Here is a 25,743-nt window from a genome sequence, read left to right on the forward strand (position 1 = left end):
ACGTGGTGCTCGCGCGCGTCTTCACGCGCGAGCACGCGCGCGTCGTTGTGAGTTCGCAGTTGCGTTCGGGCTACCGCAAGAAGTCGACGAGCGACGGAATGCGCGCGACGACGGCGTCCGTACGCTCGTTCGCGCGTGCGCGACCGCTCTTGCCGCGCGGCGCGACGCGCGCCTGCGCGGTTGTCTGTTCACGCGGCGGTGTGACGAGGTCGGCAACGGCGCGCGACACAGCTGTCGCGCCGTGTTCCTCCGAAGGAGATGAAAGCGAGATCACTGCGGGTGCACTCTCGCGGCGCGTGCGACTGCGACGCGCAGAGCGGTCGACGTCGCGTGCGAGCGCGAGGAGCGCGCGGCGATGATCGGCGAAGATGCCCGTCCATTCGGGCGGCGCGCACTCCGCGAGCGCTTCGAGCGTCACGTCGGAATCGAGTCCCAGCGCATCGGTCAGCGCGTGCATGTGGATGCTGCGCTCGAGCTCGACCGCCTTCAGTGCGCTCAGCACCGACTCGACCTCGCGGTCCGCGCGGGGCAGCCAACGGGTGCGGCCGGCCCGGGCGAGCAGCCGCTCCGAGTCGAGCTTGAACGAGAGCAGCTCGAGCAGGTTGCGCTCGCGCCAGAGAATGTTCGAGACGTCTTGCAGCTGCTGCATCGGGCCTCTCCGTGGCGACGCTTCGTGGTCCCGATTCATCGGCAGATACCACGGAGAGTGAAGAGTCTGTCTAGGCCAGAAGACCCAGCCCGACCGCGCGGCTGAGGGCCTCTTGGCGGTTGCGCACCTCGAGCTTGGCGTAGAGGTGCACGAGGTGGGACTTCACGGTCGCCACCGTCACCGAGAGCGACGCCGCGATCTCGCGGTTGGTCGCGCCGCCCGCGAGGAGCGCCAGCACCTCGCGCTCCCGGTACGTGAGGAGGTCGTGCCCGCGCTCGCCCGCGTCGGGCTCGCTCGCCTCGAGCGTGCCGACGAGCCCGGTGGAGAGCATCGGCGCCACGAACCGGCCGCCGGCGAGCACGGTGGCGAAGGCCTCCCGCAGCTCGTCGGGACCACCGCCCCGGAGGGCGACCCCGTCGGCGCCGACCTCCACGATCGCCGCCACCCGGTCGACGTGCGCGGTCCCGAGCAGGGCCACGATCAGGGTGCGGGTCGAGGCGGCGCGGGCCCGGCGCACGGCCTCGAGCAGCGGCATGTCGGCGGGGGAGCCCACGACCGCGAGGTCGGCGTCGTGGAGCCGCACCAGCTCCGCGCCCTCCCGGCCACCGGCCGCACCGGCAGCGACGACGACCCCCTCGGGCCCCGCATCGGCCAGCACGCCCGCGAGTCCGAGCCGCACGAGGGCGAGCTCGTCGACGACGACCGCCGAGCGCGCCGCGCGCGCGGCGCGGCTCTCGCTGGCTGGGCTGATCGGCTCCAACGGCGTCCCGCCGGCTCGCCCCGGCGTCCCCCTCCCTCGGAACCCAGGGTACCGGCCGCCACGCAGCGCGGTGACACGACCGGGCTCGGCGAATCAACCGGGGGGTTGATTCAAGAAAATCGCGCGTTTCAGACGACACCACATCCAGAGGCAAGCACGACCGCTCTGGGGGACAACGTGAAGACCAACATGATCGACGAGACGCGCGCCCAACTCGAATCCGATCTCGTGCGGGAGAACCTCGCGCTCGTTCAGTACGTGACGTCGGAGATCGCTCACCGCGTCCCGAGCCACGTGAACCGGGGCGACCTCGTGTCGGCGGGCATGCTCGGGTTGGCGCAGGCCGCCCGCAGCTTCGACCCCGATCGCGGCATCGCCTTCGATCGTTTCGCCTCCACCCGCATCCGCGGCGCGCTGCTCGACGAGCTGCGCGGCCGCGACTGGGCGAGCCGTTCGGTGCGCGCCCGGGCACGCGGCATGCAGCAGGCGACCGACGAGCTGACCAACAAGCTCGGCCGCCCGCCGACGCCCGAAGAGATCGCCGACGCACTGCACATCCCCGCCGACACGGTGCGCAAGCTCGTCGACGACGTGCACCGCGCCACCGTCCTCAACTACGAGTCGCTCGTCATCGAGGGCGACGCCGAGGAGTTCCTGACCGCCGGCGAGCTCAGCCCCGAGGACGCGATCCTCGAGCGCGAGCGCCGCGGGGTGCTCACGGATGCCGTCGCCGCGTTGCCGGAGCGCCTGCGCCGCGTCGTCGTCGGCTACTTCTTCGAGGAGCGTTCGATGCAGGCGCTCGCCGACGAGCTGGGAGTGAGCGAGAGCCGCGTGTCGCAGCTGCGCGCCGAGGCGCTGCTCCTGCTGAAGGACGGCATGAACAGCCAGCTCGATCCCGACCAGCTCGCGCCCGAGCCCCGGCCCAACGGCCGCGTCGCCCGGCGCAAGGCCGCGTACTACACGTCGGTCGCCGGCGGCTCGACGCCCCAGCAACGGATCTCGGAAGCGGGCCAGAGCATCTACGACAAGGTCGCCGCCCGCGAAGAGCAGGAGCGCGCGGTTCTCTCCTAAGTACCTCGGTACCCGCGGCAGACTGGTGGCGTGAGCGTCCCGCGCACGCCGTCGCCCGCTCGCCGGGCTCTGGGTTGGGGCGCCGTGGCGCTCGGGCTCGTCGCCGTCGTCGCGATGGCCGCCAACGGCGCGGTCTGGAGCACGCAGCACGACGCCGGCGCGCGCTCGCTGCCGCACGCGGTCGTCGTCGGCGCGCTCGTCGTCGCCGGTGGGCTCGGTGTGCTGCTGATCCTCGCCGCGCTCGCGACCACGCGCGCGGGCGAGACACCCGAGCAACGGCGCCGGCGCTGGGCGACCGCGGTCAGCTTCATCGTCGCGATCGCGCTCATCTCGATCATCCGCTTGTCGATCGGCGGACTGCACGCCAACGACTCGTCGCACTCGTCGGGCGGATCGGGGAACGCGCACCCGGTCGGGCCGACCGGCGCGGGAACCCACGCCGCGCCGGCAACGTGGTTGCCGCTCGTGTTCGTCGCGCTCGGCGTCGTTGCACTGTTCCTCACGACGCAGGCACGACGGCGGCCGCGCGTCCCGCCCGAAGGGGTCGCGGCGGAGGACGAGACGATCGCGCTGCTCGACGCATCGCTCGACGACCTGCGGCGCGAACCCGACCCGCGGCGCGCGGTCGTCGCCGCGTACGCGCGGATGGAGCGTCGCCTCGCGGCGCGCGGCTTCGCTCGTCGACCCGCCGAGACGCCGACCGAGTACCTGCAACGGGCGCTCAGCCCCCGCGCGTCCGGCGCGCCAACGGTCGGGGTCGAGCCACTCCGCGAGCTCACCGAGCTCGCGGAGCTCGCGCGGTTCTCGGCCGCGCCGATCGACGAGGCGATGCGAGCACGCGCGATCGCGGCGCTCGAGCACCTCCGCGCCGAGCTCCGCACGGCCGACGTTCGCGTCGCGGTCTGAGTCTGCCGACGATGCCGAGCGTCGACGCGGGACGGCAGGCTCGGCGCACGCGGCGACGGCTCGTCGGCACCACGGTCGTCACGATCCTCGTCGCCGCGAACGCGATCGCGTTCGATCCCGACGAGCGCCGGCTCGTCGTGCAGCTCGCGTTCGCGGCGCTCGGCCTGATCGCAGTCATCGCCGCGGTCGGCGTCCTACGACGGGCCGCACCGCTCGCGCCGCGATCGCCCCTCGACCGTCCGCCACCGCGTCCCCGACCCGGCCCGCCCACGCCCCCGGCCGATCTCGTGCGCGTCGCCCGCCGGCTCGAGGCCGCGCAGGCGTCCGCGGCGGACGCGCGCCGTCACCTCGGACCGCTCGTCGCCACGATCGCGGCCGACCGGTTGCGCGACCGCGCGCACTCCCTCGTCGAGCCCGATTCCGTGTTCTCGAGCCTGCCCCAGCCGGTGGCTCCCGAGCTCGCGCTCGTCCTCGATCCGGCGCTCGACGACGTCGACACGCGCGCGCTCCCGGGCCTCGATGCAGAGCGGGCCGACGCGCTCGTACGCGCACTGGAGACGTTGTGACCGACGCGCTCACGATCGCGCAGACACGTGCGTACGCCGACGCGATCCTCGACGAGGTCGAACGCGCGGTCGTCGGCAAACGCGACGCGTTGCGACTCGTGCTGCTCGGTCTGCTCGCCGACGGCCACGTGCTCGTCGACGACAACCCTGGCCTCGCGAAGACCTTGATGGCACGCTCGTTCGCGCAGGTCATCAACATGCGCTTCTCACGCGTGCAGTTCACGCCCGACCTCATGCCCTCCGACGTCACCGGCGCGACGATCTTCAACCAGCAGACGCGCGAGTTCGAGTTCCGCGCCGGTCCCCTGTTCGCCAACCTGCTCCTCGGCGACGAGATCAACCGCGCGCCACCGAAGACCCAGGCCGCGCTGCTCGAGGCGATGCAGGAACGGCAGGTCACCGCCGACGGCGTCACGCATCCGCTGCCGCGACCGTTCTTCGTCATCGCGACACAGAACCCGATCGAGTACGAGGGCACGTACCCGCTGCCCGAGGCACAGCTCGACCGCTTCCTGCTCCGCACCGGCGTCGGCTATCCCGATGCCGGCACCGAGTGGGCGATGCTCGAGCAGCGCATCGAACGGCGCACCGACGAGGTCGCGCTGGCACCGGTCGTCTCGGCCGAGACGCTCGTCGCGATGCAACGCGCGCTCGAGCTGGTGCACGTGGCCGAGAGCGTCGGGCGTTACGTCGTCTCGATCGTCGCCGCGACGCGCGAGAGCGCGAAGGTCGAGGTCGGCGCGAGTCCGCGCGGCAGCCTCGCAGTCATGAAGCTCGCGCGTGCCCACGCCGCGCTCCAGGGCCGTGACTTCGTGAGTCCCGACGACGTGAAGGCGGTCGCGGTCGCCGCGCTCGCGCACCGGCTCGTGCTGCGCACCGAGCTGTGGGTCCGCCGCGTCCGACCCGAATCCGTGATCGAGGAGATCGTCGCGTCCGTTCCCACGCCGCCGGCCGAAGACCTCGTGCGGCGCGCCGCCGACGCCGAGCCCGAGGGCGACCCGATCGCCGGGCGGTGAACGCATGAGCGCGCCGCGCGGCACCGCGCGGCTGCACGCGTACACCGTGCTCGCCGCGGTCGGGCTCCTCACTGCGCTCGCAACGGGACGTCCCGAACCCGCGGCGCTCGCCGCGCCCTTTGCCATCGCGCTCGTCGTCGGCATGGCCGCGGCGACCCCACCGGACGTGCGCGTGTCGGTGGAGCCCGATACGGACCGCGTCGTCGAGGGCGACACGGTGGTGATCACACTCACCGTGACTGCAGCCGCCGACACGCGTCCGGTCGAGGTCCTGCTCGAGCTCCCGGACGGCCTCGACCTGATCGAGCCCGACGAACGCGCGGCGTGGAGCGTCGCACTGCGCGCCGACGAACCGAGCACGTTCGAGGCGGCCGTCGACGCGCGCGTGTGGGGACGCTACGACGTCGGCCGCGTCGTGGTGCGGGTGCGACCCGCGTTCGGCGTGCTCGAGTGGCAATGGCGGCTGCACTCACCGCGCATCGTGCGGGTGCTGCCGAGCGCGCCGACCCTGCGCCGGATCCTGCACCCGTTCGACACACGGAGCGATACCGGCCATCAGGTCGCGCGCGTTCGCGGTGAGGGCATCGAGTTCGCCGACGTCCGAGCGTTCCGACCCGGCGATCGCGCATCACGCGTGAACTGGCGCGTCACCGCGCGACGCGGCGAGACGTGGGTGAACGATCAGCATCCCGAGCGCAACGCCGACGCGGTCCTCCTGCTCGACACGTTCGCCGACGGTCCCGCCGGCGGCTCGCAGTCGCTCGATCGCGCCGTGCGCGTCGCCTGCTCCCTCGCGGACGCGATGCTCACCGCACGCGATCGCGTCGGCGTCATCAGCCTCGGTGGATCGACCGACTGGATCGCGCCGGCGCTCGGTGAGCGCGCCCGCTGGGTCGTCGTCGAACACCTGCTCGCGAGCCGCGCGCGCTGGTCGGATGCGGAGCGGTCGCTGCGCTGGCTGCCTCCGTCGGTGCTGCCGCCCCGCGCGCTCGTCGTCGCGGTCACGCCGCTCGTCGACGATCGCATCGTCCAAGCGGTCGTCGACACCCGCCGGCGCGGTTTCGACGTCACCGTGATCGTCCTCGAACCTTCGCTCGACGCCGACGTCGACGTTCCCATGACCGCGCGCCGGCTCTGGGCGCTCGAACGGAACGCGCGCCGGCGCACGCTGGAGGCGACGGGCGTGCGCGTCGCGACCCTCGACGACGGCGATCCGCTTCCACTCGTCGTCGCGAACCTCGACCACGCGCGCGCCCGGGTCGGAACGGTGCGGCGTTGAACCCGCGACGCGCCGCGCGCCTGCGCGCGACGACGGCGTGTCTCGTCGTGGCGATCGGCGCGGGCGGGCTGCCGCTCGTCGCCGGAGGCGCACCCGTCCGCCCTCAGCTCACACTGGCCGCGTTGGCACTCGCGGCGTTGGGCGTGGGCCTCACGGGTTGGTCGCCGGGCGTGACCGTCGCCGCGATCGCGTTCGCCGCCGAATACGGGTTGCGATTGCACGAGCGCGACGCGGTCGACGCGCTCGTCGCCGCCGAAGCGGTTCTGTTGTTCGCGACGGTCGAGCTCGGGCTGCGCGCGCTCGAAGCGCGTTCGTTCGCGCGCCGCGAGCCGGCGGTACGCAAGGCCGCAATCGTCGGGTTCGCTGGGCTGCTCGTGGGCGCGGGTGCGAGCGCGTTCGTCGTCCTGCTGCTCGGCAACCAACCGCTCCCCGCGCCGACCGCGGGGCTCGCACTCGGACTCGTCGCCACCGTCGGCGTCGTCGTCGCCGCCGAGGTCGTCCGTCGCCGCGTCAGCCGGAGTTGACTCCGTCTCGCTCGGCCGCGCGCAGCAAACGCTTCGCGGTGTCGCGTACGAACCACGCGAGATAGGGCTGCACGAGTCGCGCGCGCGGTGTCGCGTCGAACACCGAGTGCCAGTCGAGGCGCGCGCCCGCACCGTCGGGAACGACCGTCACCTCCGCGTGGTAGTTGCGCAGCGGCAACCCCGACATGAGCTCGTACGCGAACCGGGTCGGCGCGTCGAAGCCGACCACCTCCTCGCGCGTCTCGCGCCCGAGATAGCGGAAGCGGCGAATCGCGCCGACACCGGCCGGATCGAGCTTTCCCTCACGCTCGAGCTCGGCGAGGGTCCAGCGGCCCCATGTCGTCCACGTGCCGATGTCGCCGAGCAGCTTCCACACCGCCGCGGGATCGGCGGTCGTCGTCAAGGTCGCATCGATGTGCAGGTCGGTCATCAGGCCTCCGTCAGTCGGCGCGGTTCTTCGTGGTGCTCTCGCGGTCCTCGAGCCCGACCGCGGCGCGCAGCTCACGGATGTCGCGTCGCAGGCCGGTGTCGTCGTCGCGTTCGGCGATGTGGTTCATCAGATCGGCGAGGCCGTCGGCGAGCGCGTTCAACTTGTGCTGCGTGGCCTGCGCCTCACGCGTCTGGCTGTTCTGCAGCAGCGCGACGAGCAGGAAGGTGATGATCGTCGTCGTCGTGTTGATCTCGAGCTGGTACGAGCTCGATGTGAACGACGAGAAGTTGCCGTGCGCGATCACGCTGATGACTCCTTGGAGGAGCCAGAGCGCGACGAGCAGGAGGCAGAACGCGAAGAACGGCGCGCGGCTCGAGAGCTTCGAGGTGAGCCCCGCGAACCGGTCGAAGAAGCCGACCCGGCTCGACACCTCGGTCGGCATCAGCACCGCCTGCCGATTCGGTGCCCATTCCGGATCTTCCACGCCGTAACGCTCGTACGTTGTCATGTGCGTGGTCTACCCGCCGGCCGGGGCCGGACCGGGCATCACCGACCCCACCGTTGTGGCGGCGAGAACCTAGGCTGCACGACCTTGGCCAACAAGCAGACCCCGCGAGCCGGCCGGCCGACCCATCGGCCCCGGACGGCGACGGCCGTCCGGCGCCAGCAGCGCCAACAGCGCCGCAAGCGCGCCGTCACCAGCGGGGTCGCAGTCGTGATCGTGGCGCTCATCGTGATCGCGCTCGTGATCACGGTCGGCACGGGGAACAACAGCGCGTCGTCGACGAGCTCGTCGTCCAGCTCGTCGACCGCACCGACCACAACGGTCGCGAAGCTCCCGAGCGTCGCGGGCAAGCCGTGCGTCGCGGTGAAGGGCGCGTTGCCGAAGGGCGCGCCCGCCGTGCCGGTGCAGCTCGGCAAACCCCCGACGAAGCTCGTCACGAGGGACCTCAAGGTCGGCACCGGCGCGGTCGTGAAGGCCACGCAGACCGTGACCGTCGACTACATCGGCGTCTCGTGCACGACGGGCAAGATCTTCGACTCGTCGTACGCGAGCGGCAAGCCCGTGAGCTTCCCGCTCAACCAGGTGATCAAGGGCTGGACCGACGGCATCGCGGGGATGAAGGTCGGCGGCGAGCGCGTGCTCGGCATTCCGCCCGCGCTCGCCTACGGCTCCGATGGTCGGGCCCCCGACATCGCGCCGGACGAGACGCTCTGGTTCGTCGTCACCGTCCGCAGCGCGAAGTAGCGCCGCGGCCACGGGTCAGCGGCAGGGATCGCGCCGGCCGTTGAGCGACACCGGGAAGTGCGCGCCGTTGAAGCCGAGCGTGTCGTCGTTCGCACAGAATCCGGACGTCGGAACCGAGTACTCGGCATTGAACACCGCTTTCGCGTCGACGTAGGAGCTCAGCGCGCCGCACGAGTCGTACTGGTTGCACTGCTCGGTGAGCATGCCGTCGGTGAGCGGCTGCATGACCGACGCGAAGTCGTCGCCCGTGTCGTCGAGGTTCTTCGCGATCCAACCGAGACCGATCGAGTGCATGAAGCTCGCGAGCGTCGTCAGGTACGCCTGTTCGTCGGCGCGCGTGATCGTGAAGCCGGTCGCACCCTCGTTGCCGTCGTACGTCTCGTCGAGATCGGTCTCGACCGCGTCGAAACCCTTCGCCGCACACTGCTGGGCGATCATGTCCTCGATGATGTTCACGGTCGCGGGATCGTCGATGTTCAGGAAGTACTCGGGATAGCTGCTCAAGCGCTTGCCGACGACGCCCGCGAGCTTCAGCTGGTTGAAGTACGTCGTGCCGAGTCCCTCGGCCGCGGTCGAGTAGTAGTTGCCCGCGGAGCCGACTTCGACGTAGCAGATGGCGTGATCGCCGCGCGCGTGCAACGTCGCCACGGTCGCGGCCGAGTTGTCGATGCCGTCGACGTCGTAGACCACGGGGTCGGGCGCGGGGTCGCCGTTCGGCAGCGTGTCGTCGGTCCCCATGTCGCTCGCCTTGGTCGGGACGAGCGCGTGGTCGAGCTCCCACTGCCACGGAAGGTTGCCGAGCGGAGGCGTCCACCACGAGGTCGGCGCCGTGTACGGAGGAGTCGGGCTTCCGAGCGTGATCGTGCCGGTCATCGCGATCTTGCGCAGACCGCGAGCGGTGCCGCAGCCCGCGGCGACGACGCTCGACGGCGGCGAGTTCAACGCGATCGTCGCGGGACCGGCGAAGGATCCGGATGCCGCGCCGCTCGCGATCGCGCTCGACCCGAGCTTGGCCGTGCTCGCGTACTGGATCGCTCGCGGCGCGGGACTGACCGGACCGTTGACGGTTCCCTTCCACGCGACCGAGAGCGTGGCCGGCGCGCCGGTGAGCGCGTCGTGGCAGTCGATCGGGCTCGAGGCGAACGCGCCGGTGACCTTGCCGGCCGTGATCGACACCGATGACGTCGTGGTCGTGCAGCCCGACGTCGCGCCCGCGCTGACGACGGACGCGCCGGTGCCGCCGCCGGCGTTCGTGAGCGGTGGCGCGAGCGTGACCGCGAACGACAGCGCGCACGACACCTCGCCCGGCGCGGCACCCGCGAACTTCGGCAGCTTGATGCCCGTTGCGAACGCGGGTGCGCCCATCACCGGCGCGACGAGTCCGCCGATCAGCGCGACCGCGGCGACCAACGCAGACGCCTGTGCACCCCGTGCGTTGTTCATGTGGGTCGCCGGGGGATCGAACCCCGAACCTGCGGATTAAAAGTCCGTCTGCAGGGCTCTCCAAAGCAGCCCGCGCCGATCTGACCTGCACCGGCGAGGCCTCGACGGTAACCCTTGGCCTACTCAGCGCGCCCTATATAGAGGTACGTTGCATGCCAGATTGCATGCCAAGGAGGGGCGCGTGGGGAAGCGTTGGGCAGTCCTCGTCGTCAGCACGGTCGTCGCGATGTCCGCGCCCGCCGGCGCCGCGACCGGTATCAAGACTCCCTGATGCAGGGTTCTCGGCTGGTCGTAGTCGTGACCGTCGTTCTCGCTGGCGGACTCGGCGCGGCCGCTGCCTCAGCCGTGTCATCCCAAACAAACGGCGCCGGCCCGCAGATCCACACGAAGAATACGAACAGCCAGTGGACCAATACGTGGCCGTCCGCTGCGTGCAACGTCCCAAGGTGGGTCGACGTGCCGGGAGCGACGCTTTCCGTGAAGGTCCCGAAGGGCTCGACGGACGTCGCGCTGATCCGGTTCTCTTCACAGGCCGCCGTGCAGGACGGCATCGTCAACGGCATCAGCGCGCGGGCTCTCGTCGACGGGATTGAGGCGACACCACAAATCAGCGAGCCCTGGTTGTTTCCGGCCGGGCCGAGCCACGGCACGACATACGTCGAGCGCGAGGCGGTCGGGCTCGCGGCTGGGCGGCACACCGTCACCATTCAGGTCGCGCCCGCTTCCTACGAGGCGAGCTGCTCGGCAGAGATCGCCTTCGACGGCTGGACACTCACCGCCGAAAGCTGGAAGCAGACGCCGTAGCCGGGACCAGGCCGGGTGTCGTTCCGAGAGCGGAAAAGACGCTACGCAGATACGCGGGTGCGCTTCTTCGGCGCCTTCTTGGCGGCCTTCGGAGGCACTTTGCGAGAGGGCGTACGCTCGACGCCTACCTCGTCTGCCTGCGGCGCTGCGTCGAGCGTACGCCCTGTTGTCAAACGCGCAGGGCGACCGGGGCGACGCTGCCAGTCGTCGAGGAACCGCGTGATGCTCGCCCGGGTCCAGATCGGGCCCGACTTCAGCCGTGCGACCGGCGCCGGGAAACCCGCGCGGGTCTGGATCTCCGACGCGCGCTGCCGGGTGACGCCGAACAGTGCGGCGATCTCGCTGACGCCGATGAGGTCGGGCACGACCGGCTGCGCGAGGTCGCGGTCGAGCTCGGCTTCCGTGAGCACCTCGACGCGCACGATCGGCAGCGCGGGAAGCTGGGCGCGCTCCGCGGCGGCGGTGAAGATGTCGACTGCGCTCGTAGCCGCGGCGGCGGGGCCTTCGCCGTCCACGTTGAACGTCGCGTCGTAGCCGGTGTGCTCGGAGTCGCCGGCGACGACGCCGGCGTGCTCGAGCAGCTCGTCGAGGAAGGCCTCGACGGCAGTGTCGGTCGGCTTGGCGGTGCCGTCTGCCTTGACGTGCACGCTGTAGCTCTCCACGGGGATGGTTCCTTTCCCGGTTGTGCCGGGGCCGACTAGATGTCGGCCCCGGACTTGCGGAGTTGGGCGATGGTGTTCTTCCAGGCCCGGTGATCGCTGGGCGTGGAAGCGATGATCACGATCGGCTTGGTCGTGTCCGGCGGGATCGCCCGGATGTGGCCGCTTTTCGTGGCTTCGATCGTCCAGCCCTGTCGCTCCAGGTTCCGGAGGAGCTTCTTGGTGTCCTTGTCCATGGTAGGCCCTTTCCCTTGACTACGACAAGGATAACATGGTGATCGGACAACGTCAAGGGATTTGGCAGGTACTTTGAGCAGTAATTTGACTCCGGACGCGACGAAGCCCCGCTGCCCGAAGGCAGCGGGGCTCGTGCACTCGGTGGTGCCGCTGAGATCTACCGGTTGGCCTTCCAGAGCTTCTCGGCCTTCCAGAACGACGCGAGCGCCTTGTCGAACACCGCGTCGGCCGTCGGCGTCGGCGTGGGTGTGGGCGTCGGCGCGGGCCCCGAGAGCGGAGCGAAGACGGTCACGTCGCCGTCCTTGCCGAGGAGCCGCTCCCAGTGCGCGAACGAGAAGCTGAACGACCCTGCGGCGCCCCACGACGCGCCCCACGAGTTGTCGGCGTGCACGAGCTCGTTCTCGACGTCGACGCCGCGGACGAGGAACTCGTGGCCGCCGCGGATCGTGTCGCGCTTGCCGATCGTCACGCGGCCGTCGGCGTCGGGTGAGTCGAACCCGGTGTACCAGTTGATGCCGGTGATCACGGGTGCGGTGCCGGCGATGGTCGCGAGCGCGATGTCGATCGAGGTGGCGTGCTGGTAGCCGGCGATGAGACCGTCGTTCTTGCACGCCTTCGCGACCGCGAGACCGGTAGAGCCGGTGTCGGTCGGCGGGTACTGGCCGCTGACGGTGTCGAGCGTGGTCGCCTCGCCGTAGAGCACGGCCTCGGTCTCGTCGAGCGCGACCGACGCGACGTCGAACGGCTCGGTACCGAGACAGCCCGCGGCCGCGTTGCCGGTGCACGAGCCGAGGTCGCCCTGATCGAGGATCGGTGTCGCGCGGTCCCACGTCTTCGACACGAGCGTCGCGCTCGCGGGGGTGACGAGGTAGGCGAGCGAGCGGTCGTCGTGTTCGACGTGTCGGCCGAGACGGCCCGGGCCGGGGAGCTCATCGATGAAGCGGGTGAAGACGTCGTGGGTCACGCGGTTCCTTTCGTGGTGACGGCAAATCGAGTGAGCGAGAAGTCAAGATCTCGGCCGCGCGTCGTGAGCACCTCGACGCCGGCCTGCACGAACTGCACGGTGTCGGACGGCTGCGCGTAGCAGCGCAGCACCGCGAGGAGGTTCACCCGCGCGCTCGAGCTCTGATGCTGCGCGCGCAGCCGCACGAACCCGGGCGCGACGGTGACGTCGTAGCGTGCGCTGCCGATCGTCGTCGTCTCATCGGGTGTCGGGAAGTCAACCGCGCGCCAGGACGGCAGGACCATCACCTCGAGCGTCGGTTTCCCGCAGACGCCGCCGTTGAGGAACACGTCGAACGCGGTGTCCCACGATCCGGCGTTCGGTGTCGTCGAGCTTGGTGAACGAGTCGACGCGCGGCTGCGACGCGCAGTGCGACCAGTCCGTGAACGTGCGGCTCGTGTCGGGGTAGGTCTTCACGCCGGTCGCGGGTGCGCCGCGTTGGTTCACGGTCGCGGTCCACGAGCTCGGCGAGCACACGCGCATCGTCTGCGCGCCTTGCTGGGTCCAGACGTCCTGCTGCACGAAGAGGCCGCTGGGGAACGAGGCGGTGCCTTCGTAGCCGGTGAGCGTCGTCGGATGAGCGCACTGCGGGGCGCGAGCGGGTGCAGCGCCGGCGTAACCCGGCAGTAGAGCGGCTCCGGCGCCGCTCACAACGACGAGCAGAACCGCGAGGCGCCTCATGCGAGCACCTCGATCCAGTCGACGTGCAGCTGTGCCGGCACCTCGGGCGGCGAGATCGAGCTCGACACCGCGAGGTTCACCACGAGGTACTCGGGCGAGCTCGCGAAGTTGCTCGTCGACGCCGAGCCCTGGTTCACGCCGTCGTAGAAGAACGTCACCGTCGACGCAGTGCGCACGTACTTGATCCGGTGGCAGCCGGCGGTGAGGTTCCCGCCGCCGGGCGCGCTCGAGCTCGTCGAGTGCACGTGCCACATGCCGCGCCCGTGGAGACCTTCGATGAGGTCGATCTCGCCGTCGTTCGGCCAGCGCGCCCGTCGCTCCACACGCCGGGCCAGTCGTCGATCGAGCCGGCGCCCGTCATGCACAGCTTCGCCTTGAGCGTGCCGGTGACGAACGAGAACTTCCCGTTGGTGTCGATCAGCCCGGACGACCAGGCTTTGCCGAGACACGCGACTTTCGTGGCGGTGAGGTGAAGCTGGCCGCCGCCGACCGCACCTGAGCGGGGGCGTAGCAGTCGTCTTCGGAGCCGTTGACGCCCTTGGTCGGGTGGACGTTGTCGCCGAACCAGCCGTTGTTCCACTTGCTCGCGTCGAGTTTCGTGCCGGCGAAGCTGTCCTTGAAGAGAACCGTCTTCGTCGCACGCGCGACGGGTGTGGGCGTGCGGCTTCCGCGACGTCGGTGCGCGCGGTGAGCACGAGGAGCGCGGCGGCGACGAGCGCGACGCGCCTCACTGCGCACCGTCCGGCTCGAGCGGAATGAAGGGCGCGCCCTCTCGCTCGGTCTTCGATGCCTGCCACGCGCCGACCTTCAGGTACACGAACTTGATCGCAGCGATTGCGGCGGCGATCGCTGCGGCCTTCGCGGTACTCGCTCGCGGGTCGGCGATGTAGACGGCGGCGCCGGCTTCGAACGCGGTGGCGCCGACACGTTCGACGAAGTCGACGACGGCGGGGCTGAGCTTCACTGGTGCCTCCTTCGGGGCGCGCGCGATCAGCACGACACGCCGGGGGGTTGTCGGAGCGCGGGTATCAGCAGGTGGGACGAGGACCGAGCTGTTTGAGGATCTCGGCTTCGCGGGTGCCGCCGCTCCCGGCAGACGCGGTCAAGAGTGGTCGGAGCGCCGCAAGCAGCCGCTGCGTCTCCGGCGGCAACGTCGCAGCGTTCACCGACAGCGACCCCGGCTTGTACGCCGTCTTCACGGTCGCCTTCAGCGCGTCGTAGGAACGCTGGCCGGTGACGCAGTTGCGCGCGACGTCGTGTTGCTCTGCGCGATGCGCGTATCCGAACGCGAGCACGAGGCCGGCGGCGAGGATCACGTACGCGATGAAGTGTCTCCAGCGGGGCATTCAGCGAGCTCCTCTCGCGATGAGGACAACGAGCGGGCTGAGGATCGTGACGGTCGACCAGATCGCACACGGCCAGCGGCGCGTGCCGACGATCGAGAAACGAGCCATCAGTCGCTTCTACTGCCCGGCGCGACGAGTGGGAGGCCGACGAGGCCGGCGCCGATGATGAAGAGTTCGTCGTGTCCTTGGTGGCCGGCGGCGAAGATGAGGAGTCCGGCGCCGAGCGCCCAGGAGAGCGGCGCTTGGATGGCTCGCCACCATCGCGTCCAGCGTTCCGACGTGTCGTCGACCACTCATCGGTCCCGTTCGCTCACGTGTGCGTGACTCGCACGGTGCAACGCGACCGCGCGGTGCCGCCGACGATCACGAACCGGCACGTCTGGCTGTGGAGCGTGAAGAACACGCGCGGCACCTGCGGGTACCGGCCGAGCTGTTGCGGATCCGGAAGCCCGATCACGCCCCAGCTCTTCACCTTCGGGTTGGCGACGCCGGGCATGTCGAAGTAGCCGTTGCCGTTCGCGTCGGGGTTGACAGTGCGGTCGTAGGTCGTGAGCTCCACGTCGATCTCCTCGGTGAAGACGGTGGGCGGCGGGGGTGGCGGCAGCGGCGGGGGTGCTGCCGCGCGGAAGAGCGGCGCAGTCGATTGCTCAGTGGCGACGGTGAACGACACATGGAGGTGTGAGGCGTGCTCGGTGCCGGTGCCGTTCTCGCGCCACGCCATTGAGACGGCCGGATCGAAGATGACGTCGTGGCCGGCCAAGAACGAGACGAGGTATTTGACGCGGGTCTCTTCGCCGGACCGCATGGGCTGCGCGATCTCGAAGCCGTACGCGTGAGCGTCGAAGAGCCCGTACTTCGGATCCCAGTACGGCGCGCCCGGTGTCGACTGTGAGATGTCGACCGCGTGTGGGATCCCGCGCGCGTCGGGATTGTGGTCGGACTCGCGGGTCGCGTGCGTCGCGTCGCCGCAGCTGCCGTCCGAGGAGTTGACGCCGTGCCAGAGCGGGGCGCCGCGGCGGCGCGGGGAGATCCGTGTGGCCTCGGCGAGGACCGCGAGCGGGAACGGTGACGGATTGCAGGTCACATGCGCCTCCGATACCTTCACCCAGCGTGGGAAGAGCGAGCCGGGCCGTGCTCTGGACCGCGCTCGCCGCGGTATTCGTCGCTGGCGGGATCTACGCGGCCCGCAGTGGCGGCGCACCGAACGCGGGAACGACGCCGGCGAAGGTGACGAGCCGATCGGTGCGCCTCGCGGCTCAGACGCGCGTGAACGGGGTGCCGGGATTTCCCCGGCTGATGCTTGCGGGCAACTCGATCGCGCTGTTCCTCACACCCGGTTTCCAGGCGACCGGCGGATTGACCGTGTTCGACGGCGCGATCCTCGGCTGCGCGTTCCCGCCGAACGTCTCGGCGTACTACCGGAACCTCGCGACGCACACGCTCGCGGTGTCGTCACCGTGCCATCCGGCCGGCGAGGTCGACGAGCTCGCCGCGTTCCGACCGAGGCTTGTCGTGTGGGCGGTGAGCGACGCGCCGGAGCCGTGGAGCTACGAGGGCCGCACGTTGCATGCGTGCTCGTCGACGTACGACGCGCTCTACACGTCGGCGCTGCGCGCCGAGATCACGCGGTTGGGGCAGCACGGCGCGCAGGTCGTGATCTCGACGGAGGCGTACGCGCGTTTCACTGAGCCAGGTGAAGGCGTCGGCGCGGTCGCGGTGCCGGACCGCACGACCGATTGCAACAACGCGCTGCGGCGGCAGGTCGCTGCGCAGATGCACGTGGCGCTCGTCGACCTGTTCGGATACACGTGCCCGCACGGCCATTGCCTGATACGTCGCGACGGGGTCGTCCTCCGCCCGGACGGTGTGCATTACTCGGGTGCGGGTGCTGAGCAGGTCGCGTGGTGGATCCTCGGTCAGGTGCTTCAGTAGTTCTTCGCCGGGCAGCTCGTCTCGCCCGACTCGGGCCAGAGCGGGGCGCCGCGGCGGCGCGGGGAGATCCGTGTGGCCTCGGCGAGGACCGCGAGTGGGAACGGCGACGGATTGCAGGTCACATGCGCCTCCGGTACCGTGCGCGGCCGTGGGCCGGGTCGTGGTCTGGATCGCGACCGCGTGTGTTGTCGCGTTCTTCGCGGTCGGCGGCTTGTACGTGTGGCACGGCAACGCGCCGTACTCGCCACCAGCGGCGGCCAAGGCCGCTCCGAAGAACGGGCTCGTAAAGGCAGCCGCGCGTGCCGCGATCGCAGCGGCGCCAGGCGCTATGCGGATCATGCTCGTGGGTAACTCGGTCGCACATTCGCTCGCGCCGGCGATCGGCGCGCAGCCGGGAGTCGCTGTGTTCGACGCGAGTTGGATCGGCTGCCAGTTTCCGCCGCAGATCCCAACCGCGATCGCAGCTCCGAACGGTGGGCTGGAAGTCGCGCCTCCATGCGACCCGCCCGGTGAAGCGGACGCGGTAACCCGGTTCTCTCCAAACGTCGCTGTGTGGATTCCGGCCGACTTCTACGGTGCTGGCGGGCACTACGAGGGCGTCGAGGTGAAGCCCTGCTCGCCGGGGTTCGATTCGCTCTACCGGAGCGATCTCGTGGCCGAGGTTCGTCAGCTCGGTTCAACGGGTGCTCGGGTCGTGCTCGCGAATCAGCCGTACTCGCGCGCCGCCTACTTCCCTCGGCACGATCGTGCCATCGACTGCGAGAACCGGGTCGTGGCGGACGTCGCGCACGCGATGGGCGCGCAGTTGCTTGACCTCTTGGACTACGTCTGCCCGAAGAGCGCGTGTCGATCTGAGCTACGCAGCGATGGCATCCACTATGCCGGTCGGAGCGCGAAGATCGTCGCTCGGTGGATATCCGAACAGGTCACGCGCTGACGTACGTTTCGAACCCGACGAAGATGAGCGGCATTCTCTCAGTCTCGACGTTCTCGGCCGTGTAGTCCCAGTTCGTCGCGCCGCCGGTGATGCCCTGTGCGCGACTTGCCGCTCGGTTCACCCGTCGTCTGGATACCCGAGTTCGTGTCGGGGACGACGTAACCGTCGTAGCCGGGGAAGTTGGTCGGCGTGCTCCGGATCGAGACCGACCCGGAGCCTTGCACGATCGCGGACACCCAGTAGAGACCGCGCCGAACCGGCAGGATAAGGCTCGCGGTCGCGAGCGTGCTGCTCGAGGTACCGGCGACCGTGCCGACGACGCCGGTATCGAGGATCAACTGGTAGGGGGAGCCGTCCTCATCGGTGTAGACGCACCAGCGGAGCGCAGCACCCGCGGCGCCCGTCACGATGTAGCTGTTGAGCGACGTGATGATGCCATTGCGGGTGATCCTCTGCGGATACGCGTATTCCTTGCTCTGCGTCGCCGTCGTTGACGATCGTGCCGCCGCGCAGCGCGGATAGAAGTAGCCGGGCACACCGGACGACGGGGTCGGCCACGACTGCTGATCGTGCGCGTAGTACGCACCGGACGTCGCGATCTTCCGGTTGGTGACCGGAACCGTCGCGAGCGTGTCGAGCACTATTTTCGCGAAGAGCGCGTGCCCGTAGTCGGAGGGATGCACGCCATCGGCGGTCGACCACGGCAGGCAAATGACACCGGCCGCGGTCGCGCCGTGCTTGACGTTGCTTCCGCCGTTGCCGGTGCCAGTCATCGTGTCGACGCCCGAGTAGGCGCGGGTGACCGTCATCGTCCAATGCGTGCTGTCCGTCTTCGTGATCGCGGACGTGACGAGCATGTCTTCGGCCGTGATCTGGATCACGGAGCCTTGCTGCAACGTGCAGTTCGCCGCGTCGTTCGGGGTGAGCGTCATACTCGTCCGGTTCCCGTCGCGGTCTGTACCGTGAATCCGAAGAGGCTGCTGTAGACGCTCGCGACATCGACCACGTAACAGGTGCCGGTCGGGAACTCGGCAGCGAGCGTCGGCCGAGTGGTCGAACATGAAGGACACGATCGGCGAGGCGTTGCTGCCGACCGTGACGACGTTGTTCTCGACGCTGACGTCGGGGTTCTCCGCGCTGGGGCCGCAGGGCACGGAACTGATCGGGAAGCTCGCGGGAATCGGTCTGGCGGGCACCGGGGCGACGGTCGGTGTGCTCGCGCTCGGTAAGGCAGTTGGGGCTGTGAGTCGGCCTTGACGTCGTCGCGCGACGCCGCCGCGGAGGCTGCCGTTGCTCAAGCGGCGGAGGCCGAGTCCGCGACGACCGCTGCCGGAGCTCTCACGATCAAGGCGGAGGCAGCCCTGCGCGCCGCGACTGTCGACGGCGCGGTTGACCTCTCCGCGATCGGCGCCGCCGAAGCGCTCGTCGCGGAAGCCGAGGCCGCGAGCATCAATGCGGCCGCGCTGTCCGAAGCCGGCGTTGCGAGCAGCGGACTGTTCGCATCCATGGGCCCGATCGGGATCGCCGCGGCCGCCGTCGGCGTCGCGGTCGCCGGGCTCACCGCCGTCACCGCTCTGTTCGGCAAGGGGTAGCAGGACGCCGGGACGGTCGGTGTTCCAGATCGCGGAGCTACTCGACTGAGTGTCAGGTCGCTGGCCGTCAGGTCGCTGGCCGTCAGGTCCGATAATTGGGCCGTGGGAATGAGCGCCGACGATTCTGACGAACGGGAAACCGCCGAGACCAGCTTGTCGCTCATGCTCGGCTCGTGGTCACCGCGAGAAATGAGGCGCGCCTGGCTCTTGGGCGTCGTCATGATGGCCGCCGTCGGCTTGGTGCTGGGATTCGTATTCGGGCCGTACGCGGCTGGTGGCGACTTACCGGGCGCGACCGCAGCCATCGCACTCGCTCTGCCACTCGTCTGGACCGGGATGTTCGGTCTCGTGTGGCGAGACCAGCGTCGAAAGAGATCGCAACACTCGGCCTCAGACTGAGCCACTACCAGTCCCACCGCAACGCCTGCCGGCACGCGCGGTGCGCGACGGCGTGCACCTGGCGCACGGTCGCGGGAGCGCGGCCCTCGTCGAGCATCTTGGCGTAGAGCGCGTCGAGGTCGGAGCCGCGCAGCCGCTCGAGACGCATCGCGCCGAGCTCGGGCTTCAGTCGCAACTCGACGATACGCTCGTAGCCCTCGAACGTCTTCACCGCGAGCGACGGGCGCGCGTGCTCGAGCCAGCGGTCGAGGAGCTCGCCGACGGTCGGACGATCGACGCGCGCGCGGCCGTCCTCGACCTGATCTTGGAGTCGGAGCTCCGCGCGCTCGGCCGCCTTGCGCGTGCCGTGCACCGTCTCGCGCAGGTAACGCGACTTGCCGGTGCGCGGGTCGCGTCCCGCGACACGACGACCTGGAACGTTTTCGGCCCGCGCTCTCGGATCACGCGCTGATCGTCGCGCCCCGCTGCGACAGTGCATGCCATCGTGCATGCCACGCGATCGGCGCGCGCCGCGCGCACGCTGCACGCGCGCCGTTGACCTGGACGTTCGTGGTGGGTCGCCGGGGGATCGAACCCCGAACCTGCGGATTAAAAGTCCGACGCTCTGCCAGTTGAGCTAGCGACCCCGAGGTCAGGAGCCTAGGGCGATGTCGGCGGCGCCCATTTCGGCGGCGTTCGCCCGTTACTCGCACGGACACCGCGGGAACCATCTCGGTGAACGGCCGCGGACTCGGGTCCGAATCGTGAAGGGCGAGCTCGACGACGACTGACCCGCAGACGAGCGCCGCAGCACGCGAGGCGTCGAAGTTCGTCGCGGTCGCGGAGTACCTCGTCGCCGCGTGGGTGCTCGCGGTCGCCGCGGGCTGCATCGTCGCGGTCTGCTACTCAGAGCTGTCGCACGTCGAAGTCGGCCCGATGACCGGCAATGCGATCGCGACCGGCGTCAGCATCGGCGCTCGTGGCTCGAACGCGATGCTCACACGCGCGGTGGCGATCGTGGCGTTCGTGCTCGGTGTCGCGGCGGGTGTCGCCGTAGCCGAAGAGTGCTCGCGGCACCGCGTGAGGCGGGTGCTCGCGTCGACACTGGGACTCGAGCTCCTGCTCCTCGCCGCGTTCTTGTGGTGGGTGGCCGCGTCGGCGGGCGCGTCGAGACTGAATGCGACGTCGCCGTGGCCGCTCGACGGTCTCGTCGCACTGCCCGCGCTCGCGATGGGGATGCAGACCGCGGCGCTGCGACGCGTCGGTGGGCAGACCGTGCGCACCGTGTACGTCTCGGGTGTCGTCACGCGCGCAGCCGAGGAAGCGGTGCGCTACGTGTACTGGCGACGCGACCGCCGCCGGGGCGCGACGCAGGTGCCTTGGCACAACGAGCCGACCCCACGCCGGATCGCGCTGCTGGCCGGCATCTTCGTGATGTACGCGGTCGGCGCGATCGCCGGCGGGTGGCTCGACGCCGAATGGCACGTCTGGGCGCTGGTCGCGCCACTCGCGTTGCTCGCCGTCGTCGCGTGCGCCGACGCCGCGATCGACGTCGGTCCGCCCGCCCGTTGACGGCGCGGTTCAGCGCAGGTCGTCGGCGATCTGCGCGAAGAGACGGACGGTCTCGGTGTCGGGATAGTCGGAGCACCACGGGTAGAAGCCGGTGCATCCCAAATCGACGTAGGTCTGGATCCGCGCCGCGACCTGCTCCGGCGTGCCGACCAAGTTGCCGGCGCGCCACGACTCGAACGGCTCACGGCGCATCGACAGCGAGCCCGCGTCGACGATCTCCTGCTCGGTCTCGCGGATGAAGATCTCACCCGAGATCGTCTTGCGGATCTCGTCGTAGTCGCGGCCGACGTCCTTGCAGTGGCCCTGGAGCACCTCGGCCTTGTGCTGCCAGTCGTGCGGCTTGCCACCGAAGTTCGACGCGTCCGCGAGCCGCGCGACCACGCGCAGGGTGAGCTGCTCACCGCCGCCGCCGATGAGGATCTCCGGGTGCGGCTGCTGCACCGGCTTCGGATCGCACTGCGCGCCATCGAGCGTGAAGTGGCGTCCGTGATACGAGACGTCGGGCTGCGACCACATCGCCTTCACGACCTCGACCGTCTCGCGCAGCAGACGGATGCGGTCGGCGGGCACGGGGAACTCGTAGCCGTAACCCTTGAACTCGTGCTCGTACCAGCCCGCGCCGATTCCCCAGATGAGCCGCCCTCCCGACATCACGTCGATGTTCGCCGTGATCTTGGCGAGCAACCCGGGGTTGCGATACGGCGCGCACCCGACCATCTGCCCGAGCTTGATCCGCGACGTGCGCTGGCTGATCGCCGCCATCGTCGTCCAGCACTCGAACATCGTCTCGTGCGCAGGTACGGGCACATTGTGGAAGTGGTCGTAGACCCACAACGAGTCGAAGCCGAGCGCCTCCGCGTACTGCGCGATCTCGACGGCCTTCGCCCACTTCGCCTGCGGGTCCGCGATCGAGGCGAGCTCCATCTTCCAACCCTGCGGGACGAACACGCCGAAGGTGAGGTCATGCGATGCCATGCGACCTTCCTAGCAGTTGGACGCCTCCGCGCATTCAGCCGCGAGTACGTTGCGGACGTCCCGTCACATGCCGACCTGGGAGGCCAGCCATGTGGGGAGTGTCGATTCGACGCGTGCTCGTCGCGAGCGCAGTCGTGGTGCCGATCGCGATCGCGGTCCCCGCGGGCGCAGCGTCGAAGACCGCGACGATCCAGGCGCACTTCAACCGCGGCGGCACCCAGGCGTACCTCCAAGACGGCGTGTGTCCCGACCGCCACGTCGACGGCGATCCGTCCGAGGCGAAGTTCGAGGAGTACAACGAGGTCGACGCCGGCGGGCAGGGTCACGGCGACACCACCATCGGGCTCAGCATCTGCTGGCAGAACTCGAGCGCGCTCGGCGGCAACTGCGTCGACCGCGGAACATTCGCGTACTCGACGGGCAGCGGAACACTGAAGGGCACCGTGAGCGGCTGCGAATCGTTCAGCGACAGCGACCCGTTCACGTTCACGCTCACGGTCACCGCCGCCGACGGCGACCTCACCGGCACGACGGGTCAGCTCGGCTACACGGGCTGCCAGCCCTTCGGCGGCGAGCTCGTCGCCAAGCTGAAGACGATGACCGACACGCCGCCCCGCACGCCCGCCGTCTGCTTCGACTGACCGGGGCCCTGACGCGTCCGCGTCAGTCGCAGTGCGCAGCGGACCACGCGTCGATTGCGGCGCGCTCGGTCGTCGCGCGCGCGAACTGACGGGCGGCGACCGAGGCGCGCACGGTCTCGGCGGCGGCGCGCAACGACGACGGTCCCGCCTGCTCGAAACGCGCGAGCGAGGCGCGGTAGGTCGCGATCGCGCGGACGAGCGCGGCCTCCGACGCCTCGGGATCGGAAGCGTCGACACCGCGCAACGCGTCGGCCGCGCGCTGCAGATCGCCGAGCGCCGCGCACGCGGCCTTCTCGTCGACGACCCGGCCCGTCGGCCCCGAACCGTTCGACGACGCGCCGCCGCTGCACGCCGCGACCGCGAGACCGAGGACGACGACACACGCAGCCGCTCGCATCGGGCGGCACGGTAGCGGGATCGCCGGGAGGGTCGAGCGACCGTTGCGCTAGCATCTCCCGGTTCCACCCTCGAGAGTTCGAGCCCCCATCGTCTAGTGGCCCAGGACGCCGCCCTTTCAAGGCGGTAACGGGGATTCGAACTCCCCTGGGGGCACATTGGTCCTGTGGTGCAGTTTGGAGTGCACGCCGCCCTGTCAAGGCGGAGGCCGCGGGTTCAAATCCCGTCAGGACCGCGGATCGGCGGCGTTGCCGTCGGATGCCAGGCCGGGTAGCTCAGTTGGCAGAGCGTGCGCCTGAAAAGCGCAAGGTCACCGGATCGACGCCGGTCCCGGCCACTGTCTTTATCGGTCGGGCTCGCAAGCGTCGCCCTGCTGACGCCTCAGGCCCAACTCGGCCGGACCGCGAAGCGCCCGGCCGTTCATGCCGGAACGATGCGCACTCGGCGCGTTCGCTGCGTCGCGCGAGCCGATTCGATCAGCGGGCCGCAACCGAGCGCGCTCGTCGGCGCCTAGATCGCGTGGCCTTCTTCGACTTGCTCGAGGAAGGCGCGGATCTCGCTCGCCTTGAACCGGCGGTGACCGCCGAGCGTGCGAATCGCGGAGATCTTGCCGGCGCGCGCCCAACGCGTCACGGTCTTCGGGTTCACGCGGAACATCGCCGCGACCTCGGAAGGGGTGAGGAGGGCGTCATCGGCGTCGCGGGCATTCGGCTTGTCCATCGTCGTCGCTCCCTGACTCGATCTGCGTGGGCCACCCAACCGCGCGTCAGCGCCGGGGCCGGATCTCGTCCGCCGCATCCTGGCGACGACGACGGGACCCTGCGGGCTGGGCAGATCCGTCTATACCCACAGTAGTCGATGCCGCCCGAGGCGTCGCAAAGGGGACAAAGACGGCCGTACGCTGCACAGACGCCGCTCGTACACTGCGCAGCGATGGCACGGGTGCTCGCGATCGCCAACCAGAAGGGCGGCGTCGCGAAGACGACGACGGTGCACGCGCTCGGCACCGCGCTCGCGCGTCTCGGCGACCGCGTGCTGCTCGTCGACCTCGACCCGCAGGCCTGTCTCACGTTCTCGACGGGGCTCGACCCCGATCGGATCGGCGTGTCGTTGCACGACGTGCTCGTCGGTCGCAACAAGGCCGCCGACGCGCGCCACGATCTCGGCGAGCTGTCGATCCTCCCCGCGTCGATCGATCTCGCGGGCACGGAGCTCTTCCTGCTCGGCCGCACCGGACGCGAGTACGCGCTCACACGCGCCATCGAACCGTTGCTCGACGAGTTCGACACCGTCCTCCTCGACTGCCCGCCGTCGCTCGGCGTGCTCACGGTCAACGGGCTCACCGCCGCGCACGAGGTCGTGATCCCGTTGCAGTGCGAAGCGCTCGCGCACCGCGGCGTCGGTCAGCTGCTCGACACCGTCAACGACGTGCGCACCTTCACGAACCCGAACCTCGTCGTGCGGGGCGTGATCGCCACGATGTTCGACAGCCGCACGCGTCACGGTCGCGAAGTGATCGAGGACGCGCAGACGCGCTTCGGGCTCACGGTGCTCGAGCCGCCGATCCCGAAGTCGGTGCGCTTCGCGGAGGCGCCGGGGCGCGGCGTGTCGATCCTCGATCACGCGTCCAACTCGCGCGGCGCGCAGGCGTATCGCGAGGTCGCGCGCACGCTGCACGCGGATCCGCTCCCGCATGACTGACCCGGGACTCGCACGCACGCGTCCGACGAAGCGAACGCGCGATCCGCTCGGGAAGTCGGCGCTCTTCTCGACCGGCGGGAGCGAACGCATGCCCGTCCCGATCGACGCCGACGCGGAAGGTCGCGGCGCGAGCCATCTCTTCACGAAGCCCGACGCCACTCCGGGCACGCTGATCGTCGACTGCGCGGCGTGCGGTCGCCGGACGCGCATCACGTACGCCGAGTTCGCGACGCTCCACTTCCCCGTGTGGCTCTGGATCCCGTCGCCCGCGCGCACGCACCGGCATTGGTTGCGCTGCCCGACGTGCCACCGCTTCGCGTGGCTGCGCGCCGGCTGGCTCGAATAGGCGCCGGCAACCTTCGGCGTGACCCGCGTGTCTGCCCGTTGATGACCGGAACTCGCATCGTCGTGGCCGCAACGCTCGTGATCGCGCTCGGCGCGTGTCACGGCGGGTCGAAGCAGGCATCACCGTCGAGCTCCTCGACCTCGACGTCGACAACAACGACGATCGTCTCCACGACGACGGCCGCGCCGACCACCACCACCGCCGCCGCGACGACCACCGCCGTCTCGTCGGTCCCACGTTGTCGCAGCGCGAACCTCCGCATCACCGCGTCGGCACCGGACGGCGCCGCGGGCACCGAGTACTTCGAGCTGCAGTACCGGAACGCGGGCACCGCGCCGTGCGAGATGACGGGCTATCCCGGCGTGTCGTTCCTCGACGCGACCGGCAAGCAGATCGGCGTGCCCGCGCGCCGCAGCGGACAGTCGTACACGAGCGTCGTCGATCCGGTCGGCGGGACCGTCTCCTCGCAGGTCGCCGCGGGCAACCCGAGCGTGAGGATGTGCCCGGCCGCGTCGACGCACACTGTTCGCGTGTATCCGCCGAACGAGACCGCGCCGGTGAACGTCACGATCGCCGGCGGTCTGAGCGTCTGCTCCGCGCAGAACCCGCCCGCGTTCATCGAACCCGTGGTCGCGACGGCGAACGGTTGA

General features: G+C 70.1%; 36 protein-coding genes and 5 tRNA genes. 20 read left to right on the top strand and 21 right to left on the bottom strand.

Going from position 1 to position 25,743, the window contains the following annotated elements; all coding sequences use genetic code 11:
• Positions 1 to 70: 70 nt before the first annotated feature.
• Both VH914_00440 and VH914_00445 read right to left on the bottom strand, forming a co-directional pair.
• Positions 71 to 649: a hypothetical protein gene (locus VH914_00440; GenBank protein HEX4489650.1), complete on the bottom strand. Its 579-nt coding sequence runs from the start codon at positions 647 to 649 to the stop codon at positions 71 to 73.
• Between the two features lie 70 nt (positions 650 to 719).
• The gene (locus VH914_00445) at positions 720 to 1,409 is read right to left on the bottom strand and encodes a response regulator transcription factor (GenBank protein HEX4489651.1); all 690 of its coding nucleotides are present in this window, start codon (positions 1,407 to 1,409) and stop codon (positions 720 to 722) included.
• 177 nt (positions 1,410 to 1,586) lie between these two features.
• Between VH914_00445 and VH914_00450 the strand changes: the two genes are divergently transcribed.
• The 6 genes from VH914_00450 to VH914_00475 are packed head-to-tail and all read left to right on the top strand — an operon-like array spanning position 1,587 to position 6,771.
• Complete coding sequence (locus VH914_00450) at positions 1,587 to 2,480, top strand: sigma-70 family RNA polymerase sigma factor (GenBank protein HEX4489652.1); 894 nt, start codon at positions 1,587 to 1,589, stop codon at positions 2,478 to 2,480.
• Between the two features lie 30 nt (positions 2,481 to 2,510).
• Entirely contained in the window at positions 2,511 to 3,386 is an 876-nt protein-coding gene (locus VH914_00455; protein ID HEX4489653.1) for a DUF4129 domain-containing protein, read from the top strand.
• 11 nt (positions 3,387 to 3,397) lie between these two features.
• Positions 3,398 to 3,952 carry a hypothetical protein gene (locus VH914_00460; protein ID HEX4489654.1) on the top strand — a complete coding sequence of 185 codons (555 nt, stop codon included), beginning with the start codon at positions 3,398 to 3,400 and terminating at the stop codon, positions 3,950 to 3,952.
• Positions 3,949 to 4,968: an AAA family ATPase gene (locus VH914_00465; protein ID HEX4489655.1), complete on the top strand. Its 1,020-nt coding sequence runs from the start codon at positions 3,949 to 3,951 to the stop codon at positions 4,966 to 4,968. The genes VH914_00460 and VH914_00465 overlap by 4 nt, the downstream gene beginning before the upstream one ends.
• Before the next feature lie 4 nt (positions 4,969 to 4,972).
• Positions 4,973 to 6,247: a DUF58 domain-containing protein gene (locus tag VH914_00470; GenBank protein ID HEX4489656.1), complete on the top strand. Its 1,275-nt coding sequence runs from the start codon at positions 4,973 to 4,975 to the stop codon at positions 6,245 to 6,247.
• Positions 6,244 to 6,771 (top strand): hypothetical protein, encoded by a 528-nt coding sequence (locus tag VH914_00475; protein ID HEX4489657.1) that lies wholly within the window; start codon positions 6,244 to 6,246, stop codon positions 6,769 to 6,771. The genes VH914_00470 and VH914_00475 overlap by 4 nt, the downstream gene beginning before the upstream one ends.
• Here the strand turns inward: VH914_00475 and VH914_00480 are convergent.
• Positions 6,758 to 7,201: an SRPBCC family protein gene (locus tag VH914_00480; GenBank protein ID HEX4489658.1), complete on the bottom strand. Its 444-nt coding sequence runs from the start codon at positions 7,199 to 7,201 to the stop codon at positions 6,758 to 6,760. The genes VH914_00475 and VH914_00480 overlap by 14 nt on opposite strands.
• 10 nt (positions 7,202 to 7,211) lie before the next feature.
• Positions 7,212 to 7,709, bottom strand: coding sequence for a low affinity iron permease family protein (locus VH914_00485; protein ID HEX4489659.1), 498 nt, complete (start codon positions 7,707 to 7,709; stop codon positions 7,212 to 7,214).
• A gap of 84 nt (positions 7,710 to 7,793) precedes the next feature.
• Here VH914_00485 and VH914_00490 point away from each other — a divergent pair, with 84 nt between their 5' ends.
• Positions 7,794 to 8,450, top strand: a complete 657-nt coding sequence (locus VH914_00490; protein ID HEX4489660.1) for an FKBP-type peptidyl-prolyl cis-trans isomerase — start codon at positions 7,794 to 7,796, stop codon at positions 8,448 to 8,450.
• Positions 8,451 to 8,465: 15 nt separating this feature from the next.
• On the opposite strand, the gene VH914_00495 is transcribed toward VH914_00490, so the two are convergent.
• Together VH914_00495 and VH914_00500 are read right to left on the bottom strand one after the other, a co-directional pair.
• Positions 8,466 to 9,893: an endo alpha-1,4 polygalactosaminidase gene (locus VH914_00495; GenBank protein ID HEX4489661.1), complete on the bottom strand. Its 1,428-nt coding sequence runs from the start codon at positions 9,891 to 9,893 to the stop codon at positions 8,466 to 8,468.
• A 1-nt stretch (position 9,894) separates the two neighbouring features.
• Positions 9,895 to 9,965, bottom strand: a tRNA-Ser gene (locus VH914_00500).
• Positions 9,966 to 10,349: 384 nt separating this feature from the next.
• Between VH914_00500 and VH914_00505 the strand changes: the two genes are divergently transcribed.
• The gene (locus VH914_00505) at positions 10,350 to 10,697 is read left to right on the top strand and encodes a hypothetical protein (protein ID HEX4489662.1); all 348 of its coding nucleotides are present in this window, start codon (positions 10,350 to 10,352) and stop codon (positions 10,695 to 10,697) included.
• A gap of 41 nt (positions 10,698 to 10,738) precedes the next feature.
• On the opposite strand, the gene VH914_00510 is transcribed toward VH914_00505, so the two are convergent.
• From VH914_00510 to VH914_00550, 9 genes are all read right to left on the bottom strand, one after another.
• Positions 10,739 to 11,359, bottom strand: a complete 621-nt coding sequence (locus tag VH914_00510) for a hypothetical protein (protein ID HEX4489663.1) — start codon at positions 11,357 to 11,359, stop codon at positions 10,739 to 10,741.
• A gap of 35 nt (positions 11,360 to 11,394) precedes the next feature.
• Positions 11,395 to 11,592 carry a hypothetical protein gene (locus VH914_00515; protein ID HEX4489664.1) on the bottom strand — a complete coding sequence of 66 codons (198 nt, stop codon included), beginning with the start codon at positions 11,590 to 11,592 and terminating at the stop codon, positions 11,395 to 11,397.
• A 158-nt stretch (positions 11,593 to 11,750) separates the two neighbouring features.
• On the bottom strand, positions 11,751 to 12,557 hold the full coding sequence (locus VH914_00520) for a hypothetical protein (GenBank protein HEX4489665.1): 807 nt from the start codon (positions 12,555 to 12,557) through the stop codon (positions 11,751 to 11,753).
• A complete protein-coding gene (locus tag VH914_00525; protein ID HEX4489666.1) occupies positions 12,554 to 12,841 on the bottom strand; it encodes a hypothetical protein in 288 nt (95 codons plus the stop codon). The genes VH914_00520 and VH914_00525 overlap by 4 nt, the downstream gene beginning before the upstream one ends.
• A gap of 432 nt (positions 12,842 to 13,273) precedes the next feature.
• Positions 13,274 to 13,600 (bottom strand): hypothetical protein, encoded by a 327-nt coding sequence (locus VH914_00530; protein ID HEX4489667.1) that lies wholly within the window; start codon positions 13,598 to 13,600, stop codon positions 13,274 to 13,276.
• A gap of 404 nt (positions 13,601 to 14,004) precedes the next feature.
• Positions 14,005 to 14,274, bottom strand: a complete 270-nt coding sequence (locus tag VH914_00535; GenBank protein ID HEX4489668.1) for a hypothetical protein — start codon at positions 14,272 to 14,274, stop codon at positions 14,005 to 14,007.
• A gap of 31 nt (positions 14,275 to 14,305) precedes the next feature.
• Complete coding sequence (locus VH914_00540) at positions 14,306 to 14,623, bottom strand: hypothetical protein (protein ID HEX4489669.1); 318 nt, start codon at positions 14,621 to 14,623, stop codon at positions 14,306 to 14,308.
• 107 nt (positions 14,624 to 14,730) lie between these two features.
• Positions 14,731 to 14,916, bottom strand: a complete 186-nt coding sequence (locus VH914_00545; protein HEX4489670.1) for a hypothetical protein — start codon at positions 14,914 to 14,916, stop codon at positions 14,731 to 14,733.
• A 17-nt stretch (positions 14,917 to 14,933) separates the two neighbouring features.
• Positions 14,934 to 15,707 carry a hypothetical protein gene (locus VH914_00550; GenBank protein ID HEX4489671.1) on the bottom strand — a complete coding sequence of 258 codons (774 nt, stop codon included), beginning with the start codon at positions 15,705 to 15,707 and terminating at the stop codon, positions 14,934 to 14,936.
• A gap of 26 nt (positions 15,708 to 15,733) precedes the next feature.
• Between VH914_00550 and VH914_00555 the strand changes: the two genes are divergently transcribed.
• Positions 15,734 to 16,555: an SGNH hydrolase domain-containing protein gene (locus VH914_00555; protein HEX4489672.1), complete on the top strand. Its 822-nt coding sequence runs from the start codon at positions 15,734 to 15,736 to the stop codon at positions 16,553 to 16,555.
• Between the two features lie 148 nt (positions 16,556 to 16,703).
• On the top strand, positions 16,704 to 17,492 hold the full coding sequence (locus tag VH914_00560) for a hypothetical protein (protein ID HEX4489673.1): 789 nt from the start codon (positions 16,704 to 16,706) through the stop codon (positions 17,490 to 17,492).
• 38 nt (positions 17,493 to 17,530) lie between these two features.
• On the opposite strand, the gene VH914_00565 is transcribed toward VH914_00560, so the two are convergent.
• The gene (locus tag VH914_00565) at positions 17,531 to 18,424 is read right to left on the bottom strand and encodes a hypothetical protein (GenBank protein HEX4489674.1); all 894 of its coding nucleotides are present in this window, start codon (positions 18,422 to 18,424) and stop codon (positions 17,531 to 17,533) included.
• A gap of 127 nt (positions 18,425 to 18,551) precedes the next feature.
• Here VH914_00565 and VH914_00570 point away from each other — a divergent pair, with 127 nt between their 5' ends.
• Together VH914_00570 and VH914_00575 are read left to right on the top strand one after the other, a co-directional pair.
• Positions 18,552 to 18,749, top strand: a complete 198-nt coding sequence (locus VH914_00570) for a hypothetical protein (GenBank protein HEX4489675.1) — start codon at positions 18,552 to 18,554, stop codon at positions 18,747 to 18,749.
• A complete protein-coding gene (locus tag VH914_00575; protein HEX4489676.1) occupies positions 18,746 to 19,084 on the top strand; it encodes a hypothetical protein in 339 nt (112 codons plus the stop codon). The genes VH914_00570 and VH914_00575 overlap by 4 nt, the downstream gene beginning before the upstream one ends.
• A gap of 403 nt (positions 19,085 to 19,487) precedes the next feature.
• Here VH914_00575 and VH914_00580 read toward each other — a convergent pair whose 3' ends face one another.
• Positions 19,488 to 19,835, bottom strand: coding sequence for a hypothetical protein (locus VH914_00580; protein ID HEX4489677.1), 348 nt, complete (start codon positions 19,833 to 19,835; stop codon positions 19,488 to 19,490).
• 198 nt (positions 19,836 to 20,033) lie between these two features.
• Positions 20,034 to 20,109, bottom strand: a tRNA-Lys gene (locus VH914_00585).
• Positions 20,110 to 20,326: 217 nt separating this feature from the next.
• Between VH914_00585 and VH914_00590 the strand changes: the two genes are divergently transcribed.
• Positions 20,327 to 21,034: a YoaK family protein gene (locus VH914_00590; protein HEX4489678.1), complete on the top strand. Its 708-nt coding sequence runs from the start codon at positions 20,327 to 20,329 to the stop codon at positions 21,032 to 21,034.
• A gap of 9 nt (positions 21,035 to 21,043) precedes the next feature.
• Here VH914_00590 and VH914_00595 read toward each other — a convergent pair whose 3' ends face one another.
• The gene (locus VH914_00595) at positions 21,044 to 22,009 is read right to left on the bottom strand and encodes an LLM class F420-dependent oxidoreductase (protein HEX4489679.1); all 966 of its coding nucleotides are present in this window, start codon (positions 22,007 to 22,009) and stop codon (positions 21,044 to 21,046) included.
• 89 nt (positions 22,010 to 22,098) lie between these two features.
• On the opposite strand from VH914_00595, the gene VH914_00600 reads away from it, so the two are divergent.
• Positions 22,099 to 22,650 carry a hypothetical protein gene (locus VH914_00600; protein HEX4489680.1) on the top strand — a complete coding sequence of 184 codons (552 nt, stop codon included), beginning with the start codon at positions 22,099 to 22,101 and terminating at the stop codon, positions 22,648 to 22,650.
• Between the two features lie 22 nt (positions 22,651 to 22,672).
• On the opposite strand, the gene VH914_00605 is transcribed toward VH914_00600, so the two are convergent.
• Positions 22,673 to 23,047, bottom strand: coding sequence for a hypothetical protein (locus VH914_00605; protein HEX4489681.1), 375 nt, complete (start codon positions 23,045 to 23,047; stop codon positions 22,673 to 22,675).
• Positions 23,048 to 23,129: 82 nt separating this feature from the next.
• On the opposite strand from VH914_00605, the gene VH914_00610 reads away from it, so the two are divergent.
• The 3 genes from VH914_00610 to VH914_00620 all read left to right on the top strand — a co-directional run bounded on the left by VH914_00610 (position 23,130) and on the right by VH914_00620 (position 23,383).
• Positions 23,130 to 23,202, top strand: a tRNA-Glu gene (locus VH914_00610).
• Positions 23,203 to 23,206: 4 nt separating this feature from the next.
• A tRNA-Asp gene (locus tag VH914_00615) sits at positions 23,207 to 23,281 on the top strand.
• A 29-nt stretch (positions 23,282 to 23,310) separates the two neighbouring features.
• Positions 23,311 to 23,383 (top strand) — tRNA-Phe (locus VH914_00620).
• 173 nt (positions 23,384 to 23,556) lie between these two features.
• Here the strand turns inward: VH914_00620 and VH914_00625 are convergent.
• Complete coding sequence (locus VH914_00625) at positions 23,557 to 23,766, bottom strand: BldC family transcriptional regulator (protein HEX4489682.1); 210 nt, start codon at positions 23,764 to 23,766, stop codon at positions 23,557 to 23,559.
• A gap of 213 nt (positions 23,767 to 23,979) precedes the next feature.
• Here VH914_00625 and VH914_00630 point away from each other — a divergent pair, with 213 nt between their 5' ends.
• The 3 genes from VH914_00630 to VH914_00640 are packed head-to-tail and all read left to right on the top strand — an operon-like array spanning position 23,980 to position 25,743.
• Positions 23,980 to 24,747: a ParA family protein gene (locus VH914_00630; GenBank protein ID HEX4489683.1), complete on the top strand. Its 768-nt coding sequence runs from the start codon at positions 23,980 to 23,982 to the stop codon at positions 24,745 to 24,747.
• Complete coding sequence (locus tag VH914_00635) at positions 24,740 to 25,093, top strand: hypothetical protein (GenBank protein HEX4489684.1); 354 nt, start codon at positions 24,740 to 24,742, stop codon at positions 25,091 to 25,093. The genes VH914_00630 and VH914_00635 overlap by 8 nt, the downstream gene beginning before the upstream one ends.
• 41 nt (positions 25,094 to 25,134) lie before the next feature.
• Entirely contained in the window at positions 25,135 to 25,743 is a 609-nt protein-coding gene (locus VH914_00640) for a DUF4232 domain-containing protein (protein HEX4489685.1), read from the top strand.

This window comes from Acidimicrobiia bacterium (assembly GCA_036271555.1).
Taxonomy (GTDB): Bacteria; Actinomycetota; Acidimicrobiia; order IMCC26256; family PALSA-610; genus DATBAK01.

Excerpts from the sequence above, each read along its gene's own strand:
- VH914_00495 (HEX4489661.1), bottom strand. The coding sequence starts at position 9,893 with ATGAACAACGCACGGGGTGCACAGGCGTCTGCGTTGGTCGCCGCGGTC.
- VH914_00470 (HEX4489656.1), top strand. The coding sequence starts at position 4,973 with ATGAGCGCGCCGCGCGGCACCGCGCGGCTGCACGCGTACACCGTGCTC.
- VH914_00460 (HEX4489654.1), top strand. The coding sequence starts at position 3,398 with ATGCCGAGCGTCGACGCGGGACGGCAGGCTCGGCGCACGCGGCGACGG.
- VH914_00485 (HEX4489659.1), bottom strand. The coding sequence starts at position 7,709 with ATGACAACGTACGAGCGTTACGGCGTGGAAGATCCGGAATGGGCACCG.
- VH914_00640 (HEX4489685.1), top strand. The coding sequence starts at position 25,135 with ATGACCGGAACTCGCATCGTCGTGGCCGCAACGCTCGTGATCGCGCTC.
- VH914_00540 (HEX4489669.1), bottom strand. The coding sequence starts at position 14,623 with ATGCCCCGCTGGAGACACTTCATCGCGTACGTGATCCTCGCCGCCGGC.
- VH914_00635 (HEX4489684.1), top strand. The coding sequence starts at position 24,740 with ATGACTGACCCGGGACTCGCACGCACGCGTCCGACGAAGCGAACGCGC.
- VH914_00525 (HEX4489666.1), bottom strand. The coding sequence starts at position 12,841 with ATGGTCCTGCCGTCCTGGCGCGCGGTTGACTTCCCGACACCCGATGAG.
- VH914_00480 (HEX4489658.1), bottom strand. The coding sequence starts at position 7,201 with ATGACCGACCTGCACATCGATGCGACCTTGACGACGACCGCCGATCCC.
- VH914_00625 (HEX4489682.1), bottom strand. The coding sequence starts at position 23,766 with ATGGACAAGCCGAATGCCCGCGACGCCGATGACGCCCTCCTCACCCCT.
- VH914_00600 (HEX4489680.1), top strand. The coding sequence starts at position 22,099 with ATGTGGGGAGTGTCGATTCGACGCGTGCTCGTCGCGAGCGCAGTCGTG.
- VH914_00570 (HEX4489675.1), top strand. The coding sequence starts at position 18,552 with ATGAAGGACACGATCGGCGAGGCGTTGCTGCCGACCGTGACGACGTTG.
- VH914_00515 (HEX4489664.1), bottom strand. The coding sequence starts at position 11,592 with ATGGACAAGGACACCAAGAAGCTCCTCCGGAACCTGGAGCGACAGGGC.
- VH914_00440 (HEX4489650.1), bottom strand. The coding sequence starts at position 649 with ATGCAGCAGCTGCAAGACGTCTCGAACATTCTCTGGCGCGAGCGCAAC.
- VH914_00605 (HEX4489681.1), bottom strand. The coding sequence starts at position 23,047 with ATGCGAGCGGCTGCGTGTGTCGTCGTCCTCGGTCTCGCGGTCGCGGCG.
- VH914_00565 (HEX4489674.1), bottom strand. The coding sequence starts at position 18,424 with ATGACGCTCACCCCGAACGACGCGGCGAACTGCACGTTGCAGCAAGGC.
- VH914_00595 (HEX4489679.1), bottom strand. The coding sequence starts at position 22,009 with ATGGCATCGCATGACCTCACCTTCGGCGTGTTCGTCCCGCAGGGTTGG.
- VH914_00630 (HEX4489683.1), top strand. The coding sequence starts at position 23,980 with ATGGCACGGGTGCTCGCGATCGCCAACCAGAAGGGCGGCGTCGCGAAG.